Origin of the sequence: Kocuria atrinae (genome assembly GCF_039531425.1) — a bacterium.
Taxonomy (GTDB): domain Bacteria; phylum Actinomycetota; class Actinomycetes; order Actinomycetales; family Micrococcaceae; genus Kocuria; species Kocuria atrinae.
Map to the genome: position 1 here is coordinate 87,274 of NZ_BAAAQA010000017.1, position 17,551 is coordinate 104,824.

The window sequence follows — 17,551 nt, forward strand, 5'->3', positions numbered from 1 at the left end:
AAGACCCAGTGCGCGCGTGACTTCCCCGAGCTACGGAAACCGAGAACTATACGTGAATCGCATCATGGAACGCGCCGACGCGCTGTGGCACCTGTTCGTCAAAGAGCTGATGAAGTTCGGCGTGGTGGGCGCCCTGGCGTTCGTTATCAATGCGTCGCTCACGTGGATCCTGATGCACACCCCGTGGTTCGAAGACAGTCACATCAAGGCCAAGTTCGTGGCCACCGTGGTCGCCATTCTTTTCTCATGGATCGCCAATCGCTTGTGGACCTTCCGTGAGAAGCGCCAGGAGAACAAGCGCCGCGAGCTGGTGCAGTTCTTGGTCGCCAACGGCATTGGTCTGGCTATCGAGATGGGTTGCTTGTTCTTCAGCTACTACATCCTGGGCCTGCAGTCGGCCACGGCATCCTTCATTTCCGGCACGATTATCGGCACCATCCTGGGCACCATTTTCCGCTACTTCGCGTATCGATTCTGGGTGTTCCGCCAGGAGCTCGATGATGATCCGGATTTCGCGGGCAGCCGCGAAGAGGAGTTCGCGTTCATTACGGGTCAGATTCCCGTGGTTCAGCGCAAGGAAGAGACCGCTCGGGCGGAATCGGACGCCACAACGAGGTCCCGCACCGATCCCGACTCTCCGCACAGCCAGGGCTGAGTCTGCTCCGGTCGATCTACGGGGTCACACGACCGGCTCGTTCGCTCAATCGGCCAGCAGCGGGACAGCCTTTTCCTGTGCCAGGACATCCGGCGTAACATCCGCTGCATTCGCGGCCAGCAGCACTGCACCACCGCGCAGCAATACCCCGAGCGTGGTCAGCAGCGCTCGATCGTCCCATCCGCCGGTCAACGGCAGGTACACCGTGGAGTCCTCGGTCGCCGACGCCGCTCCCGCGGCCTCCGCAAGCAGCTCACCGTGCGTGATTCCGACCTCTGGCAAGGCGTGATCGCCGTCCTCAGGTTCTTCCAAGCCCATGTACACATCAGGAAATGATCGGACCTCGGCACAGAAGTCGATGACCGGATCCGGAGTGGGCTGTTCACATGCGAAGGCAAGTGCGGGGGCCGCCACAGCCATGACGTGTTCCGCGGGAACGTCGACCTTGAGGTGACCCTCGAGCGCCGCGTGGACGGCGGCGTCGTCGGCGGAATTCTCGGTGAAGCGGACCGAGGCGCCCACTCGCAACGCTGCGAGGGCCAGAACCACGAGGCGCCAGTGTTGGCGCGAGGAAATGGTGACGAGCTGGCCGGATTCAACGTCCAATTCGTCGACCAGGAGGCTCGCGGATTTCTCCACCCAATTGACCAGTACTCGGCCGGAGAGTTCCACGCGATCGTGTCCGTCCCGCCAGATGAGGGCCGGTGTGGGGCGCTCGGAAAGCTGCCCCAGGGCCTGGGCGAACGTAGTCGGTGTGCTTCTCACGCGGAAACTCCTTAGGGTAAGTGACGGTCCTTTGACCACACTGACGGCACGCCGGTCAAATCTGCAAGTCTTCCGAACCCAGCTTGACTACATGGGACTTACACGCGTGTAATTAGGGGGTCCGCTTCGGGCCGAGCGGACCAATCCCTCGCCTGAAGCGGTTGGTTCCCTGCGGCTCGAATGGGCAGGCCACGGGCACCACATCGCTTTTGCGTCGGACGGAAGGACTGACATGGGAGAGGCCGCACGCCGCCACTTCAACGATCACGAGGACACCGCCGAGCAGGGCCGTGGAAACGCACACGAGGTGATCCCCGCGGATTGGTTCGTTGATCCCGTGGATCAGGCACGTGGCGGGTCCGCCATGGAAGTCACTACCTTGGATGATCTTGCGAGCGCCTTCTTGGCCGCTCACCCCGAATCCGCTGGCGACGTCATGTTGCGTTCCGATCGCCGTAGCGCCGACCCCTCTGAACCCGTGGCGCAGACCCCCGCGCAGCCGCCGGTTCCCCAGAACCTCACCGACGTGGACGTTCACGATCCGCAGAGTGTGGACGCTTCCGTATGGCAGGCCGTTGCCGGCTTGTACTCCGTGAGCGAGGGCGATGCCGAAGGTGAACTCGCCTGGCAGACCGATGCCCTGTGCGCTCAAACCGACCCCGAAGCGTTCTTCCCCGAAAAGGGTGGCTCCACCCGTGACGCCAAACGCGTGTGCGAGGCGTGCCCCGTGAGCGGAGAATGCTTGGACTACGCGATGTCCAATGACGAGAAGTTCGGCATTTGGGGCGGGCTCTCCGAACGCGAACGCCGCAGGCTGCGCCGCCGGGGACGCTGAGCAAGCGCATGAGCGAAGATCTTCCTCAGCGCAGCTGCAGCCGCCAGACCTGTTCCCGGGCGGCCGTCTGCACCCTGACCTACGTGTACTCGGACTCCACCGCTGTGATCGGGGCGTTGTCCGCCCGTTCCGAACCGCACGCATATGACTTGTGCGCGTTTCATGCTGACCGGATGACCGCACCTCGGGGATGGCGTGTAGTGCGTCTGGAATCCCCGGACGGCTGGAACCGCGACGACCTGGACGCCGTGGTCGAGGCCGTGCGTGACGATGAACCGGCCGCGCGGCGTCGCTCTCCCTCACCGCAACGCCCCGGAATGGGCACGACCGGACGTGTGTTGCGAGACGTTTCATTCAATCGCGCGCCCGCAGAGTCCGGTGAAACCCAAGAGCCCGGCGAGGATCACTCAGCAAAGCCGCAAGCCGCACCGGAATTCAGGTCCGCACCCATGCCGCCCAGTATGCGGCGCGCCCATCTACGCCGCCCGTAGTCCATCCGAAGTCAACTTGTTGTTGGGGCGGTAACCGGGCAGTCTGGATGAGATCCAGCCACGCGAAGTGAGGTTCACCATGGCCCCCCAATCCCACCGAAAGAGCACGTGGCGCACGCGCGCCATCACCGGTTTGGCCGGTTTCAGCGTGTTGACCCTGGCCGCGTGCGGTACAGGATCCGGGGGCGACGGCGTAGGTTCCGCTTCGTCATCTGATGGAGCCTCTGCTGCCACTGAAGCGGCTGCGGAACCCACCGTGACCGTGGCCCCGGCGGCGGATACCGCGATGGTCAACCCCGTGGACCCGGTCACCGTGACAGCGGAACAGGGCAAGCTGACGGACGTGTCGGTGGTTTCCGACGAGGGTGAAGAAGCCGCGGGGGAGCTGTCCGAGGACGGCACCACATGGACCTCCAACAAGCCCCTGGAGTTCGACGCCGCCTACACCGTGACGTACTCGGCGGACAACAACGGCCGCACTGCGGAGGGCACCTCCGCTTTCTCCACGGTGGACGCCGCCCACGAGATGGATGTTCGGATGAACGTTCGGGACGGCGGTACCTACGGACTCTGGCAGGTCGTCGAATTCGATTTATCCGAACCCATCCTCAACAAGGAAGAGATCGAGAAGGCCGTGACGGTCAACGGGGGCGGGGACCAAGACGGAGCCTTCCGCTGGTACTCGGACACCAAACTCCGTTACCGGCCCACCGAACCGTGGGCTCCTGATTCCAAGGTGAAGGTGGCCATCGAATTGCTCGGCAAGGACGTGGGCAACGGGATGATCGGTAACGAGAACCAGACCGTAAATTTCAGCACCGGCCCCGAGCACCGCGCGTACGTGGACAACAACACCAAGACATTGGTGGCCTACGAAAACGGCAAGAAGACCGGCGAATGGCCCGTGACCCTGGGCAACCCGGAATGGCCGTCAACAACGGGTAAGAAGGTCATCATTGAGCAGGCAGAATCTTATGAATTCAAGCCCTCATCCTTGGACCTTTCACCCGGGGATCCGCACTACTACGAACCCTTCAACGCCTCGAATGTGGCCCGTTTGACGTGGAGCGGGGAGTTCATTCACCAGGCGCTGCCCTCGGCTATGCCCGTGCTGGGCGTCGTGAACGTGTCCCACGGCTGCGTGGGCATGCCCGTTGATGGCGCCAAGTACATTTTTGACACGTTCCGCCCCGGTGACATGGTGGAAGTGGTCAACACCGGTTACCCGCAGGCCGATCCGGACGACGGCTACGGTGACTGGAACATTCCCTTTGACAAGTACTCAGACGAAAACTGGCACGGAAACTGGTGATATCCCCGGTGAGCTCTTCCACCAAGGCGGTCAAGCGTCCCCGCGAGGCGAAATTTCCCCGCATCCAACAAGTCTTCCTGGCGCTGGCGTTCCCGATTCTCCTGATCGCCCTGGGGGTACGGCTCGTAGCCACCCCGTTGTTCTTGTGGATCGAGTACCACCGCCCGGGTTTCCCCGCCGATCATTGGGGGATGAGCACCGAACAGCGCATGACCTACGGGTCCTACGGGCTGGATTACATCATGAACTTCGCCCCGCCCGAATACCTGGGCGGTCTGCTCAGCGATGAAGGTGGCATGCTGTTCCAGGACCAAGAGGTCTCTCACATGACCGACGTGCAACACGTGATCCAGTGGGGCTTCCTGGTGGCGTTGATCCTCCTGGTGCTGAGCGTGATCAGCTGCCTCTACCTGCGCCGCCGGGCCCCCGGGGCCGCCTCCGGTGCGCTGTTCTTCGGGGCATGGTTGACCGTTGCCTTACTGGTGGTTCTGCTGGTTGTGGCGGTGCTGGCGTGGGAGACGTTCTTCGCCCTGTTCCATTCGCTGTTCTTCGACGCCGGCTCATGGACGTTCCGGATCACCGACACCCTCATACGCCTGTACCCCACGCAGTTCTGGATGGACGCCGCGATAGCCGTTGCCTTGTTGGCCGTGATCGGTGCTTTCGTGACCATGCTGATCACACGTCCGAGGATGCGTTCTGCGTCCCGCGGTGAGCGTGCCGCCGTTGGCGAGGGTGCTGATCGTGAGGATCACGACAACCAAGGCGCACCGTCTGCAGAGGGCCGAGCGAACCGCGATCCCGAGGGCCGTTCCGCCCCCTGGGCCTAGTCGTTCTATTCTCATCAGGACGCCGCCCGCCGACACTGGCGGGCGGCGTTCTTGCACCCGAGGCGTCCCAAGGCCCCTGCATGACGAATGAGGTGCCGCTAGAGCCTCTGGAGCGGATCGAGAAGGTCCCCACACTGCACCAGACGCGTCCGAGGGTTCTCACGGCGCACCAAATGGACGCACCAGATGGAGGAGTATCAGCGAGCGCCTAGATCCAGGAATCGAACCACATGCGCCACCGCCAGTGGTCGTAGGGGATGGTCTGCCCGGTCCACACGGGCCAGAAGAAGACGGCGCACACGACCACCAGACTCATGAACACGAGCCCCACGGTGGTCCAGCGGTGGCCCCACACCCGGGAGATGAAGCGATTGCGGGCGGTGGGCGTTCCAGCGGTGTCTCCGAACGGCGCGACACCCACGCGACCGGTGAGGACGCCCAAGACCCCCACGATGATGAGCACCATGAACGGGAAGTACGCGAGCGCGTAGAAGTAGAACATGGTGCGATCCGGGTACAAGAACCACGGCAGGTACGCGGCCGCGTACATCCCCAGGAGACCTCCGAAGCGCCAATCACGCTTCACGATCCACAGGACCAGCGCGAACAGGACCGCGGCGATGCCCACCCACCAGATGGCGGGGTTGCCCTGATTCAAAATGGCTTGCGAGCACGAGTCCACGGTGCACCCGTCCACACCGCGCTCGGGGGATTCGTAGAAGTACGAAGTGGGCCGAGCCAAGATAGGCCACAGCGCTGGGCCGGCCATGTACATGTGCTCACTGTCGAGGCCTGCATGGAACGAGTACGCGGCCACGTGGTACTCCCAGAGTGAGCGCAACGCGGGCGGCAGCCATTGGAGGCCTTCGCCGGGGTTCTGCTCGGCCCATTGCCGGTGATATCCGTTGGCAGTGGTGAGCCAGCCGGTCCACGTGATCACGTAAACCACCAGGCCCGTACCGATCATGGCCACGAAGGCGGGCAGCCCGTCCTTGATCACAGCTCCCCAGAACCAGTGCTTCACACCGGCGATCCGGCGGGCGTTCATGTCCCACAGAACCGTGATAATTCCCAGGGCGGCCACCATGAACAGGGCGTTCCATTTCACACCCACTGCGAGACCGCAGGCCACTCCCGCGGCGATCCGCCACCATCGGATACCCAGCCAGGGACCTAACCCGTGGGGCGAGAACCGGGCGACCAGACGGCGTCGACCGTGATTGCGGTCGAGGAGGAGGAACACGAAGGCGAGGAGCACGAAGAACATTAAAAAGATGTCCAGCAGGGCCAGCCTGGATTCGACGAGGTGCAAACCGTCCAAACTCGTCAGCAGGCCGGCGGCGGTCGCCAAAGTGATCGAGCGGAAAAGCAGCCATGCAGCGGTGAAGATCAACGCGATGGACAGTGTGCCGAATAATGCGGCGGAGAAACGCCATCCGAAGGGGTCGTCCGCGCCGAACAACCAGAGACCACCGGCAATCAGCCATTTGCCGACCGGGGGATGCACCACGAAAGAGGGCTCATCCAGGTTGGCGGGCGGCTTGCCAGCGGCAAAGGCTTCGTCCGCATCGGAGGGCCACTGCTGCTCCGTCCCATTGAGCAGCAGTGAGTAAGAATCCTTGAGGTAATAGGTCTCGTCGAAGACCACGGCGGGCGGCCAGGACAGGTTGACGAACCGCAGCACGCCTCCCAACACGGTCACGATGAGCAAAGGAACCCACCACAGCCTGGGCAACTGAGTCACCGCGGGCAGCAAGAGACCACGGAGGTCTGTGGAGGGGCCGCGGGTCACCGGCTGGGAAGCAGTCAGATGCACTCAATCATGGTAGGCGCTGACACTGAATCCCCCTGTTCACGGCGGGGTTTTCGGCGGTTCTCAGCCGCCGATTGGACAGGGTTCGTAGAGTACTGGGTGTGAGCTCGCAAGAATCAACGCCTCAAGAATCCCCCCAGTCTTCTCCGGCGCACTCCGACCGGGGCGCAGTGGTGGTCGTGGGCACGCCCATTGGGAACCTCTCGGACGCGTCCCCGCGCTTGTTGGAGATCCTCCGCACCGCTGATGTGCTGGCCGTGGAGGACACCCGAACGCTGCACCGTCTGGCCGCGGGACTGGATGTTCATTTCACCGGTCGCGTGATGACCCACCATGAGCATAATGAGAACGAGCGGGTCGCAGAGATCCTGGATCTGGTTCGCGCGGGAAACGTTGTCGCCGTGCTCTCCGATGCCGGCATGCCCACGGTGTCCGACCCGGGTTTCCCCGTCACGCGCGCCGCGGCACAAGCCGGACTGCGGGTGACCGTGATCCCCGGGCCTTCCGCGGTGTTGGCTGCGCTTGCCGTATCGGGGTTGCCCACGGATCGTTTCACGTTCGAGGGGTTCCTGCCGCGCAAGGCGGGGGAGCGGGCCACCCACCTCAAGACGCTGGCCGAAGAACGCCGGACCATGGTCTTCTACGAATCACCGCATCGTCTGGCAGCGATGCTGGAAGCGCTGCGAGACGGACTCGGCGGCGATCGCCAGGCAGTCGTGTGCCGTGAACTCACCAAACTTCACGAGGAAGTGCTGCGCGATGATCTCGCCGGTCTTACCGAGTGGGCCCAGAACAATCAGGTGCGGGGTGAAATCGCGGTGGTCGTTCACGGTGCCGCCGCCGCAGAAGCCCCGGAACCCGAGGACCTGGTGGCCGATGTCGAAAAACTCGTGGCTACCAGCGACATCAAACTCAAGGCCGCCGCTCGCCAAATCGCCACGGACGCCGGCGTGAGCACACGTCAGCTCTATGACGCGGTGATCGCGGCCCGCGGTCAGCGCTGACGATCGTCCCTGCGCTCACCCGGCAACGGGTCCGTGATTCAGCTGTGATGCCCATCCTGGGTTCGATCTGCCCGGTGGCCGAAGTCGCGGCCGTAGGGGGCCCGCGTTGCCGCGCCGGTTCCGGACGTTTTCTGACGGCGCAACTTGATCAAGAACACGATGACGGCTGTCATCACGACAACAAAGATCACGGACGTCACGATGAGAATGGTGGCGAACGCTGACATTCGACCTCCTTTCATCGGAGGCTAGAAACAGCACGATGATTCGATAGAGGCCAGTAAACCACGGACGTTTTTCCCGCAGGTTGATACACAGAGAGCCGCCCGTCTACGGGCGGCTCTCTGTGTATCAGCAACGGATCATCAGCGCCGGAAAACCGAGGCAGGCCACCACGTGGCGCGGAACCGCTGACCGCCGCTGGCGCGGTGCATGAGTTCGTCGTGCACCTTGCCGAGGTCCGCTGCAGAAGCTGAAGGCTTCCACGAGGCGTCCGGGGCTGCGTAGCTGGCGTGTTCCACGTCCGAGACGATCCGATCCACCGCCTCCGACGCCGCCGGGATACCGGCCGCCATACGACGGGCCCGCACGCGCGGAGTGTCCGAGTCCTTGGGCGAGCCGCCGTGGTCCACGGACAGGTCCTCCAATTCGTCCCAGGCAGCATTCGCCCGATCCTGGGGCGAGAGCGAGGTGTTGGCCATGTCTGCCAACCGAGCCCGGCGGCGTCGTCCGCGCACAAGCCGGGGCAGTGCCGCCAGGAGCAAAAGAAGCAGCAGCACGCCGCCGAGTACCAGAACCCAGATCGGAATCATGAGGCCCGTGTTGGTGTCCTGCTGGGCCTCCTCCGGTTCAGGAGTCTCCGGAGCGGGTGGTTGGCTCTGCTCGTCAGTGGATTCCGAGGTCGGCTCTTGCGGCTGCGAAGGCTCTTCGCTGGGTGTCTCATCAGGCTGACCGGACGCATCCTCGCCGGGTTCGTTACCGGACTCGGGGGCGTACTCAGGTGTCGTGGGAATGCCGGGAGTGGGCTCGAAACGCACCCACCCAACACCCTGGAAGTAGAGCTCGGGCCAGGCATGCGCATCGCCGGTTCCCACCTCGAAGTGCTCGCCCCCCTGCGGGTCCTCGACCGGGGCGGTAGGCAAGTAGCCGACCGCTACGCGTGCGGGGATACCGACCTCGCGCGCCATCAAAGCCATTGCGGGGGCAAAATGACCGGCATACCCCGTGCGGGTCTCCATGAACTGCTCCATGCTGTCCATGCCCCCGGCGTCATAGCCCTGGGCGAGCGGGGCGTTCACGTCGTACTGAAAGCTGTCGCGCAGTCCGTTCTGCAGGGCAAGAGCCCGGTCGTAGTCGTTCTCAGCGCCGTCCGTGAGCTGGCGGGCAGCATCGCTGATCGACTCGGGCATGTCGTTGGGGAGCCGCATGTAGTCGGCCATCTCATCGTTGGCGCCCGAAGACGCGGCGGAACGCATCGCTTCGGGTGTCGCCTGCGGCGCCGAGGACGTCACAGTAAACGTGCCCCCGGACATGTCCGACGCCGCACTGTAGACCGACAGGACACGGGGGTTCCAGGACCAGCCCTCGTTGCCGATACCGGAGAACTCGGTAGGTGCGTACGGGGCCGGGAGCCAGTGCTCGCTGTAGTCCTCGAACGTGACCTTGGTCGTGACGGAGTTCTCGCGGGAGACCGGATTGGTTTCGGGGTCAGCAATGCCGTCCAGACCCTCTTCCAGGTTGTCGGTCTGAGGGAAGAACTCGGACTGTGAGAAGTCGGACAGGGCCATGAGGCGCATGTACTTGGGCTGGCCGTCCGAGGTGGTGTAGCTGAAGCGCTGAACTCGTTCACTGTCGCGCAGATCCTGTCCGACCGCGCGCAACGGTCCCACGCCCGCAGCGCGTTCGGCATTGAACGAGCTGCCCTGTGGGAACGCGCCACTGAAGAAGCCGGGCATCACGGTGGGAACGAGCAGGGTCACGCCCAGGACACCCACAATCACCAACAATGCCCGTGGCAGGCCGCCGGGAGTCGGAGCGATGCGCTGTTGCCGGGTGGCACCCCACAACCGAGAACCCGCGAGCAGGGCCAGTGCTGCGATGATCGCGGCACCCAGGCCCCACATCGAAACACTGCCAGGCAGGGTCAGCGCGGGCACCACGAGCAGTGCCAAGATGCCCACACACGCCAGGCCTGCCATGCGCAGACCCAGCAAAGCAGTTTCCATGAACACGGCCACCAGGCCGACCAGAGCGCTCAGGACCAGGGCGAGACCGGCATTCTGCCCGTACGGCGCGGACTGTCGGGACACGAACGAGCCGGACTCGCTCCACAGCTGCCCCGCAGCGGAAAACGTCTCAGGAGTCGGAATGAACCCCAGAAGAGCGTGATCGCTCCCGTGCATGACAGTGAGCGCCAGCAGCAGGGCAGCGAGGCCCAGAACGGTCACCACGGCAGAGGGCAGTCGGAGCCAACGTGCGGCCGCGGTGACCAGCAGGACAATCACCACGGTGACGGCCACGGGCAGGACCCACCAGAAACCGGCGAGCGCCCCGGCCATGCCCACGCAACCCAGGGCGATACTCGCCAAGAGCAATACGTGCAGCGGGATGATCGACATGCGCGGTGCACGTTGGTTCCGGGGTTGTTCGGGGCCCGTCGATGCGGCGGATGCTTCCGGAGATTCGACCTGCCCGACAGGTTCGTGATTACCCCGTGGTGTGGCCGGTGCGGCGGTGTGGCTCATGCGGTTGTCCTCGATCGGAAGTGCCCCATCACGTGGTCCATGTTCAACTGTTCGACCCCGGGCGCGGAGGGCGGCGGGTCCAGAAGGGTGGCGCCGTCCAGGATGGAGGTCCACGCGGCGTCGATGTCCGTCCAGCGGCTCACGAGCACCACGGACCAACCGGAGGTTTCCAGAATGTCAGCGCTCTCGGGACGAGTCAGGGGCGAATCGAGCACCATGATCACTGAACCGGCCACGTTGGCCTTGGCCGCTGTCACGTAGCGGCGCGCAGCTTCTGGGGACAGCTTGCCCGTAATGAGTAAGAGGGGGTGGGTGAGTGCTTCACGCTCGAAGCGGGTGGTCAGCGGATCGGTCGCGGCATCCGGTTCGGGACGGGACACGAGTGCGGCCTGCGCCAAACCGTGCACCACCTCGATGGCGGTGTTGTCCGTGACGGACGTGTCACGCTGATCGGTGCTCTCCATGTCACCGTGCGGCAGCGCCCGGCCCTGATCATCCAGTGCGTAGACCACGGTCTCGCGCCGGGTCAGGTGATCCAGGATGGACGCCGTGGCGCGAACGCCCCATTCGAACTGCTCGGTGGAGGGCAGGATGCCCGCCCAGACGCGCTCGCCGGGCCAGTGTTCCTGCGCCATGTCCAGTACGAGCACGGCCTTGCGGGTGCTGCGCGGGTCTTCCTGGCGCACCATGAGCTCGCCGTGCTTTGCCGACGCCGCCCAGTGCACTCGTCGCATGGGATCGCCGTGGCGGTACTCGCGGGTGGTCACGTTGTCCGGACCGGGTTGTGGCATGGCGCGGCGGGATGGGTCACCACCGGTCTCGCGGACCCGGGACGCGCCCAGTTCGGTGAGGTCTTCGGTGTCCGGGGCCACCTGCAGGGTGGTGCGTTCGGCCACATCCAGCAGCTCGGTCACCACGCCGAAGGGGTCCTGGACCCGCACGGTCGCCGGACCCAATTCATGCATTCCACGACGCCGCGGGCGCACCGTGTACTCCACGGGCACGCCAGAGACGGGAACCGAGAAATCCTGGTCCTTGCCCAGCTGCGGGTCCACCTTCTCGTGCACCTCAACCGCCGCGCGATCGTGAGTGGTCGAGCCGGAGGCGGCAGCGCGGCGTCGGGAACCGAATTGCGAACGACGCCGCACGCGCAAGGCGACCGAGGCGGCGTCGCCGACCGTGACAAGGGCCGGATCCACGGACCGTTTGAGCAGTACGCGAGGTTTAATCAGCCACATCGCGAGGGAGGAGAACAGGGGGAGCATGCCCAGGAACAAGGACAGCGCGAGCACGTCCTTGCGGCCCAGCCACGTGGCGGCGGCCAGGCACACGACGGCCGCGACCAGGAAACACCAGCCGCGCACCGTGAACTTGGCGCGGGAATCGACCCGTGCCTCGGCAGTGGGGGCGGCGTTGCTCATCGAGTGCCGGAGCCGTCTTCGGTGGGTACGCGGACGTCGTCGAGAATGGCGCGCACCACGTCCTGGGCGCTGTCGGTACCGGAACGGCGCTCGAGCAGCAGACGGTGGGCGAGCACGGGGACGGCAATGGCCTTGACGTCGTCCGGAAGCACGTGGTTGCGGCCGGCCAGAGCGGACTCGGCGCGAGCTGCCGCCTGCATTTGGAGTGCCGCGCGGGGGCTGGCGCCCAGGCGCAAGTGCGGGTGGTGACGCGTGGCCTGGCACAGGGACACGATGTAGCGGCGCACAGCGGTTGAGACGTGCAATGAACGGACATATTCGACCAACTGGGTGGCCTGATTGATGTCCACGACCGGCTGCAGGTCCTTGAGCGGGGACCCAGAGCCGTGGCCGGCGAGCATGTGCACCTCGGCGTCAGCGTCCGGGTAGCCCATGGAAATACGGGCGGTGAAACGGTCGCGCTGGGCTTCGGGGAGCGGGAACGTACCGTCCATCTCGACCGGGTTCTGCGTGGCGACCACCATGAACGGGGTGGCCAGTTGATAAGTGGTGCCGTCCGCGGTCACCTGAGATTCGGCCATGGCCTCCAGCAACGCGGACTGGGTCTTGGCCGAAGCACGGTTGATCTCGTCACCGATCACCAGGTTCGCGAACACCGGGCCCGGCTTGAACTCGAACTCACGCCGCACCTGGTCGTAGACCGAAACGCCCGTGATGTCGGTGGGCAGCAGGTCCGGGGTGAACTGGATTCGGCTCACCGAGCCGCCGATGGCGCCCGCCAGAGTACGGGCCAACATGGTCTTACCCACACCGGGGACGTCCTCCACGAGCAGGTGCCCTCCGGCCAACAGAACCGTGAGCGCGGTGCGGGTCTCGGTGGGCTTGCCATCGATCACCGAATTCATGCGGTCCAGAATGGCCTGGGTGTAAGTGGAGAACTGCTCCATGGTTCCTCGTCTCGTGAGAAATCGCTGTGTAAGTTGAGTGATTGGTTCTTATTCTCTCGCATAGAACCGGCCCATGGGCCATGTTGAACGGGCGTGCCTCGATCGGGGTGTTTCAACGGCCGTGCCCGACGTATCGTGGGCGGGTGATCGAAACGCCTATTGCCACCACGTTGTGGGACACCCAGCAGCGCCCTCAGCCCGAACCGGGAACCACTCCCGCGGCCTATTCGTCCGAGTGGTACCAATTGCCGGATTCGGTGGAGAGCGGTGAAGGAACCGAGCGTCGTGCGCTCACCGACCGCGACGGTCGACGCCGCAACGTCGAGTTCCCCGCACTACCCGAGCCACTGGCGCACCCGGTGGTGGACAACCACACCCACCTGGATATGCAGGACGGACTGGTTCGGGTGTCGGTCATGGACGCGATGGATGTCGCGCAGACCGCTTCCGTTCGCGGCGTTGTCCAGGCCGGCTGTGATGTCGAATCGTCGCGCTTCGCCGTCTCCGCCGCGCAGTCCGTACCGGGTGTGTTGGCTGCTGTGGCGTTGCACCCGAACGAGGCGCCCCCGCTCGCCGCCTCCGGTTCTCTGTCCGACGCATTGGCGGAGATCGAGGCACTGGCTACCGAGGATCGCGTGCGCTGCATCGGGGAGACCGGACTGGACCATGTGCACACCTCCGAAGACGGGTATGCGGCGCAAGAAGAATCCTTCAAGGCACACATCGAATTCGCCAAGAAGTATGACCTGGCCATGCAGATCCACGACCGAGAAGCCCACGACGACGTGGTGAGCGTTCTACGCGAGGTCGGGGCACCCGAACGCACCGTGTTCCACTGCTTTTCCGGCGATCCCGAATTGGCGCGGATCTGCAATGAGAACGGCTGGTACATGTCCTTCGCGGGCACGGTCACGTTCAAGAACGCCAAGTCCTTGAAAGCCGCATTGCTCGAAGCCGACCGTTCACTCATCCTGACCGAAACGGATGCTCCGTTCCTCACCCCGCACCCGTTCCGCGGACGCCCCAATGCCCCCTACATGGTCAACTACACGGTGCGCGGCATGGCCGAAATCCTCTCCGCGGATCTCGAGGAGCTGTGCCAGCAGATTTGGGCCAACTCGGAGAAGGTGTACGGGCAGTTCTAGGGGCCGGTCTAGGGAATTCGGACGCGGGTGACATCTGAGGCAGAGTTTCGCAGGGATTCCGGGCCGCTGACATTTGAGGACGAGGTTCGTAGCGATCTCCGCAGTTTTGGTGCGAACCTCTGCCAGGGATGTTTCTGACCCGTGTAAAGCGCGAACCTCTGCGCTAGATGTTCACGTTGTGCAAGGGCTTCCGTACGTGCGAGCCACCATCTCCTGACGCCAACGTCACTGGGCGGCGGTTACCACGGCTCAAATGGCTCGATGGTTCTACCGATCACTCGGCTCAGATCCGGCTCGACGCCGAGGTGTCCACCGAGCCACGTCAGCCACTCGGCGAGGCGACCCATAACGCGCAGGTCGTCGAAGGACACGATTCTCAACTTCCACCCAAGATCTCGGAGAACTTCGTTCCGGTACATCTCGTCTTTATACGTCGCGTGATCTTGGCTGTGATCGCGGCCGTTGAACTCAACCGCGGTCATGTGCTCGGGCCAGGCGGAATCCAGAATGCTATGGCCCTTAGGAGTCTCCACTCGGAAGTTCATGATGGGCCGAGGAATCCCACACGCCAGCGCGAGCATACGCGTCAGCGTCTCCATCGCTGACCAGGTCGGGTACTGAATATCAGCCAGTGCTCGATGAACTTCTCGGACTGCTCGTGAGGCTGGCGGCAGTAACGCCAACGCCTCTCGGATGGATTCGACCGTGAACACCTCCGGGTCGGATGCTCCAACTCGCTTCAGTCGATCGCTGCAAAGCATCGCGTCAAGAGCGGCGGTGATCGACCATCGATCCATCATTGGCGCGGCAACTACCAACGCCTCAATGGGGTGAACAAGCACCGATTCCCACGGTCCCTGAAACGAATTCAGGCCATACGACTTGGTCAACTTCACGTCATCAAGGGAAGTACGCCTTCGATCACCGTCCCATGACAATTGATGGACGCGTTTCTGATGGTGTCGAAGTTCACCACCGCGCGGCGGCTCAGGATGAGCGAAAATTCGGTTGGCCCACTTGTAGTGGTCCCCATCGGGCAGATTCAACAATTTGAGCGCCGCTGTGCCGGTGATCCGGACGATGGAACTCGGGGTACCAAGTTGCCTCTGCAGCAGAACGGTCCGCTGTAGGTGACTTACCGGTGCGTCCGCTCGGAACCAATGGCCGTAGACGAGCTGATGCATCTCCGGATCTCGGTGCAACCGTTCTGTGCGGTTGGACCAGCGGGCTGTTTCCGCCACGAGTGGTCGAGGGCCGCGATACAGAGTGGTCGCATCAGGACGATATGCGGGAGTGGGTCCAGACATGACCAGAATCTACTGAGTGAGCCACTGTCATGGGCGTTATCCACAGAGTCCAACCGCCCAAGTGAACGCCTACGTATGAGGCCCTAGTGCCACTGACATTTGAGGAAGAGATACGCGCTAAAACCCCGGTTATTTCTACGAAACTCTTTCCTATATGTTCACGGCCGCCGAGATCATGCGAACCTCTGCCCGAAATGTCACCGGTGTCCCATTGCCCCCCTCATCCTCATATGGACCCCGTCAATCCACCGGTCACTCGACTTCCCTTGAGGGATGATCACCACCCAATCAACGTAGGATGAACCGGTGACCGACCAGAGCCTTGACGGCCCCCTCCTGGGCCCCGCAGAAATTCGAGAGCTGGCCGAGCGAGCGGGCATTCGCCCCACCAAGACGCTCGGTCAGAACTTCGTGATCGATCCCAACACCATCAGGCGGATCGTGGCTACGGCGCACCTCACCTCGGACGAACATGTCCTGGAGGTGGGGCCCGGGTTGGGGTCGCTGACGCTGGGTCTGCTGGCGGCGTCGTCGGCAGTGACTGCGGTGGAGATCGACCCGCCGCTTGCCGCGCAGCTCCCGGAAACGGTGGAGCGGTTCTATCCCGAGGCCGCCTCTCGCCTCAACGTTGTGCTCGAGGACGCCGCGCGCGTCACCGACCTGCCGGGGGACACCCCGCCGACGGCGCTCGTGGCCAACCTGCCGTACAACGTGGCCGTGCCCGTGCTGCTGCACATCCTCGAGACGTTCCCCACCGTGCGCCATGGACTGGTCATGGTGCAGGACGAGGTCGCGGATCGCCTCGCGGCGGGACCGGGATCGCGGGTCTACGGGGTGCCGTCGGTCAAAGCGAACTGGTACGCGGAGGTCTCCAAGGCGGGGGTGATCGGCAAGAACGTGTTCTGGCCGGCGCCCAAGATCGCCTCGGGGCTGGTGCGGTTCGAACGCCGTGATCCGCCGGTTGATGAGTCATTGCGCAAAGAGGTCTTCGCGGTGATCGATGCGGCCTTTGCCCAGCGGCGTAAGACACTGCGAGCGGCGTTGAGCAGCTGGGCGGGCTCCGGCGCGAGGGCGGAACAGATCCTGCGCGCCGCCGGAATCGAACCGATCGAACGCGGAGAGAAGCTGGACGAGAAGGCCTTCGCCCGGATTGCGCAGGCCGCGGCAACGGTGCCGGCATCCGAAGCGCGGGCACAGCAACAGCCAGGCCAGCAGCAGAAATCAGCATCCTACGAAGCCCCGGCCGAGCCGACCACGGAGAATCAGGCATGAGCCCCGTCGGACTGAGGGCCTCGGCAACGGCCCCCGCGAAGACCAACCTGGCGCTGCACGTCGGCGATCCCACTCCGGACGGCTACCACCCGCTGGAAACCCTGTTCATTGCCGTGGACGTACGCGAAACTGTGACCGCAGCGATCAACACACACGTGGCCCGGCGGGGGAGTGGCGTTGCTGTCACGGTGTCTCCGGCTCCGGGTAGCGAGTACGCGGAGATGATCCAGTCCGGTGCAGCACGCTTGTCGGATATCCCCCTCGACGATTCGAACCTCGCGGTGCGCGCTGCGCTGGCGGTGTGTGCTGCCCACGGCGGCAATCCTGGCATTGAGCTGCGTATCGACAAGGCCGTGCCAGTGGCCGGTGGCATGGGTGGCGGGTCCGCGGATGCCGCGGCGGCCCTCGTTGCCGTGGACGCTCTGCTGGCCAAGCACCTCGATCAGCCGCGGCTCGGCAACCATCGGCTCATGAGCCTCGGTGCGGACCTCGGGGCCGATGTCCCCTTCATGAACCTTGGCGGCATGGCCGAAGGCCGGGGCAAGGGTGATGACCTCCGTGCCGTCGAATCGACGAACCAGCTGCATCTGGTCTTCGTGCCCCAGGATCAGGGGCTGTCCACCCCGGCGGTGTTCCGGGAATGGGACCGTGCGAGCAGGGGCACCCAGGTCCAAGTGGCCAGTGCCCAACCGAACCCCCTGAACCCAGCCCTCGTGCGCGCGGCGGCCGCCGGTGACGCTCCCGGAGTGGCCACCTGGGTCCGCAACGACCTCCAGTCGCCCGCCCTGGAGCTGCTGCCTGAATTGGCCACGCTGCTCAACCACGGCGTAGACCTGGGGGCGCTCGCAGGCTGGATCTCCGGGTCGGGCCCCACGGTGTGTTTCCTCGCGGAATCCGCTGACGCTGCGGAGGACCTGGTCAAAGGCCTGCGCCGCGAGCACCGACACGCCTTTTCGACCTCCGGGCCGGTGGAGGGTGCCCAACTGATCCCTGAGTGGGGCACAATCTAG

16 protein-coding genes are annotated in these 17,551 nt (G+C 64.3%); 9 read left to right on the forward strand and 7 right to left on the reverse strand.

Annotation, left to right across the window (positions count from 1 at the left end; translation table 11 throughout):
- Positions 1–64: 64 nt before the first annotated feature.
- Positions 65–655, forward strand: coding sequence for a GtrA family protein (locus ABD283_RS09115; RefSeq protein ID WP_344224676.1), 591 nt, complete (start codon positions 65–67; stop codon positions 653–655).
- A gap of 45 nt (positions 656–700) precedes the next feature.
- Here ABD283_RS09115 and ABD283_RS09120 read toward each other — a convergent pair whose 3' ends face one another.
- Complete coding sequence (locus tag ABD283_RS09120; protein ID WP_344224677.1) at positions 701–1,420, reverse strand: TIGR03089 family protein; 720 nt, start codon at positions 1,418–1,420, stop codon at positions 701–703.
- A gap of 232 nt (positions 1,421–1,652) precedes the next feature.
- Here ABD283_RS09120 and ABD283_RS09125 point away from each other — a divergent pair, with 232 nt between their 5' ends.
- From ABD283_RS09125 to ABD283_RS09140, 4 genes are all read left to right on the forward strand, one after another.
- Positions 1,653–2,255 (forward strand): WhiB family transcriptional regulator, encoded by a 603-nt coding sequence (locus ABD283_RS09125; RefSeq protein WP_344224678.1) that lies wholly within the window; start codon positions 1,653–1,655, stop codon positions 2,253–2,255.
- Positions 2,256–2,263: 8 nt separating this feature from the next.
- Positions 2,264–2,746, forward strand: coding sequence for a DUF3499 domain-containing protein (locus ABD283_RS09130; RefSeq protein ID WP_344224679.1), 483 nt, complete (start codon positions 2,264–2,266; stop codon positions 2,744–2,746).
- 79 nt (positions 2,747–2,825) lie between these two features.
- On the forward strand, positions 2,826–4,058 hold the full coding sequence (locus ABD283_RS09135) for a L,D-transpeptidase (RefSeq protein ID WP_344224680.1): 1,233 nt from the start codon (positions 2,826–2,828) through the stop codon (positions 4,056–4,058).
- A gap of 8 nt (positions 4,059–4,066) precedes the next feature.
- Complete coding sequence (locus ABD283_RS09140) at positions 4,067–4,888, forward strand: TIGR01906 family membrane protein (protein ID WP_344224681.1); 822 nt, start codon at positions 4,067–4,069, stop codon at positions 4,886–4,888.
- Between the two features lie 208 nt (positions 4,889–5,096).
- Here the strand turns inward: ABD283_RS09140 and ABD283_RS09145 are convergent, their stop codons facing one another.
- Positions 5,097–6,704, reverse strand: a complete 1,608-nt coding sequence (locus tag ABD283_RS09145) for a dolichyl-phosphate-mannose--protein mannosyltransferase (protein ID WP_344224682.1) — start codon at positions 6,702–6,704, stop codon at positions 5,097–5,099.
- Positions 6,705–6,802: 98 nt separating this feature from the next.
- Here ABD283_RS09145 and rsmI point away from each other — a divergent pair, with 98 nt between their 5' ends.
- Positions 6,803–7,705 carry a 16S rRNA (cytidine(1402)-2'-O)-methyltransferase gene (rsmI, locus tag ABD283_RS09150; protein WP_425552824.1) on the forward strand — a complete coding sequence of 301 codons (903 nt, stop codon included), beginning with the start codon at positions 6,803–6,805 and terminating at the stop codon, positions 7,703–7,705.
- Between the two features lie 38 nt (positions 7,706–7,743).
- On the opposite strand, the gene ABD283_RS09155 is transcribed toward rsmI, so the two are convergent.
- From ABD283_RS09155 to ABD283_RS09170, 4 genes are all read right to left on the reverse strand, one after another.
- Entirely contained in the window at positions 7,744–7,932 is a 189-nt protein-coding gene (locus tag ABD283_RS09155; RefSeq protein ID WP_344224683.1) for a hypothetical protein, read from the reverse strand.
- A gap of 138 nt (positions 7,933–8,070) precedes the next feature.
- On the reverse strand, positions 8,071–10,449 hold the full coding sequence (locus ABD283_RS09160; RefSeq protein WP_344224684.1) for a transglutaminase TgpA family protein: 2,379 nt from the start codon (positions 10,447–10,449) through the stop codon (positions 8,071–8,073).
- On the reverse strand, positions 10,446–11,870 hold the full coding sequence (locus ABD283_RS09165; RefSeq protein ID WP_344224685.1) for a DUF58 domain-containing protein: 1,425 nt from the start codon (positions 11,868–11,870) through the stop codon (positions 10,446–10,448). The genes ABD283_RS09160 and ABD283_RS09165 overlap by 4 nt, the downstream gene beginning before the upstream one ends.
- A complete protein-coding gene (locus tag ABD283_RS09170) occupies positions 11,867–12,817 on the reverse strand; it encodes an AAA family ATPase (RefSeq protein WP_344224686.1) in 951 nt (316 codons plus the stop codon). The genes ABD283_RS09165 and ABD283_RS09170 overlap by 4 nt, the downstream gene beginning before the upstream one ends.
- A 143-nt stretch (positions 12,818–12,960) precedes the next feature.
- On the opposite strand from ABD283_RS09170, the gene ABD283_RS09175 reads away from it, so the two are divergent.
- Entirely contained in the window at positions 12,961–13,962 is a 1,002-nt protein-coding gene (locus ABD283_RS09175) for a TatD family hydrolase (protein WP_344224687.1), read from the forward strand.
- 239 nt (positions 13,963–14,201) lie between these two features.
- On the opposite strand, the gene ABD283_RS09180 is transcribed toward ABD283_RS09175, so the two are convergent.
- On the reverse strand, positions 14,202–15,203 hold the full coding sequence (locus ABD283_RS09180) for a hypothetical protein (RefSeq protein ID WP_344224688.1): 1,002 nt from the start codon (positions 15,201–15,203) through the stop codon (positions 14,202–14,204).
- A 372-nt stretch (positions 15,204–15,575) separates the two neighbouring features.
- Between ABD283_RS09180 and rsmA the strand changes: the two genes are divergently transcribed.
- A complete protein-coding gene (rsmA, locus tag ABD283_RS09185; RefSeq protein ID WP_344224689.1) occupies positions 15,576–16,541 on the forward strand; it encodes a 16S rRNA (adenine(1518)-N(6)/adenine(1519)-N(6))-dimethyltransferase RsmA in 966 nt (321 codons plus the stop codon).
- Complete coding sequence (locus tag ABD283_RS09190) at positions 16,538–17,551, forward strand: 4-(cytidine 5'-diphospho)-2-C-methyl-D-erythritol kinase (RefSeq protein ID WP_344224690.1); 1,014 nt, start codon at positions 16,538–16,540, stop codon at positions 17,549–17,551. The genes rsmA and ABD283_RS09190 overlap by 4 nt, the downstream gene beginning before the upstream one ends.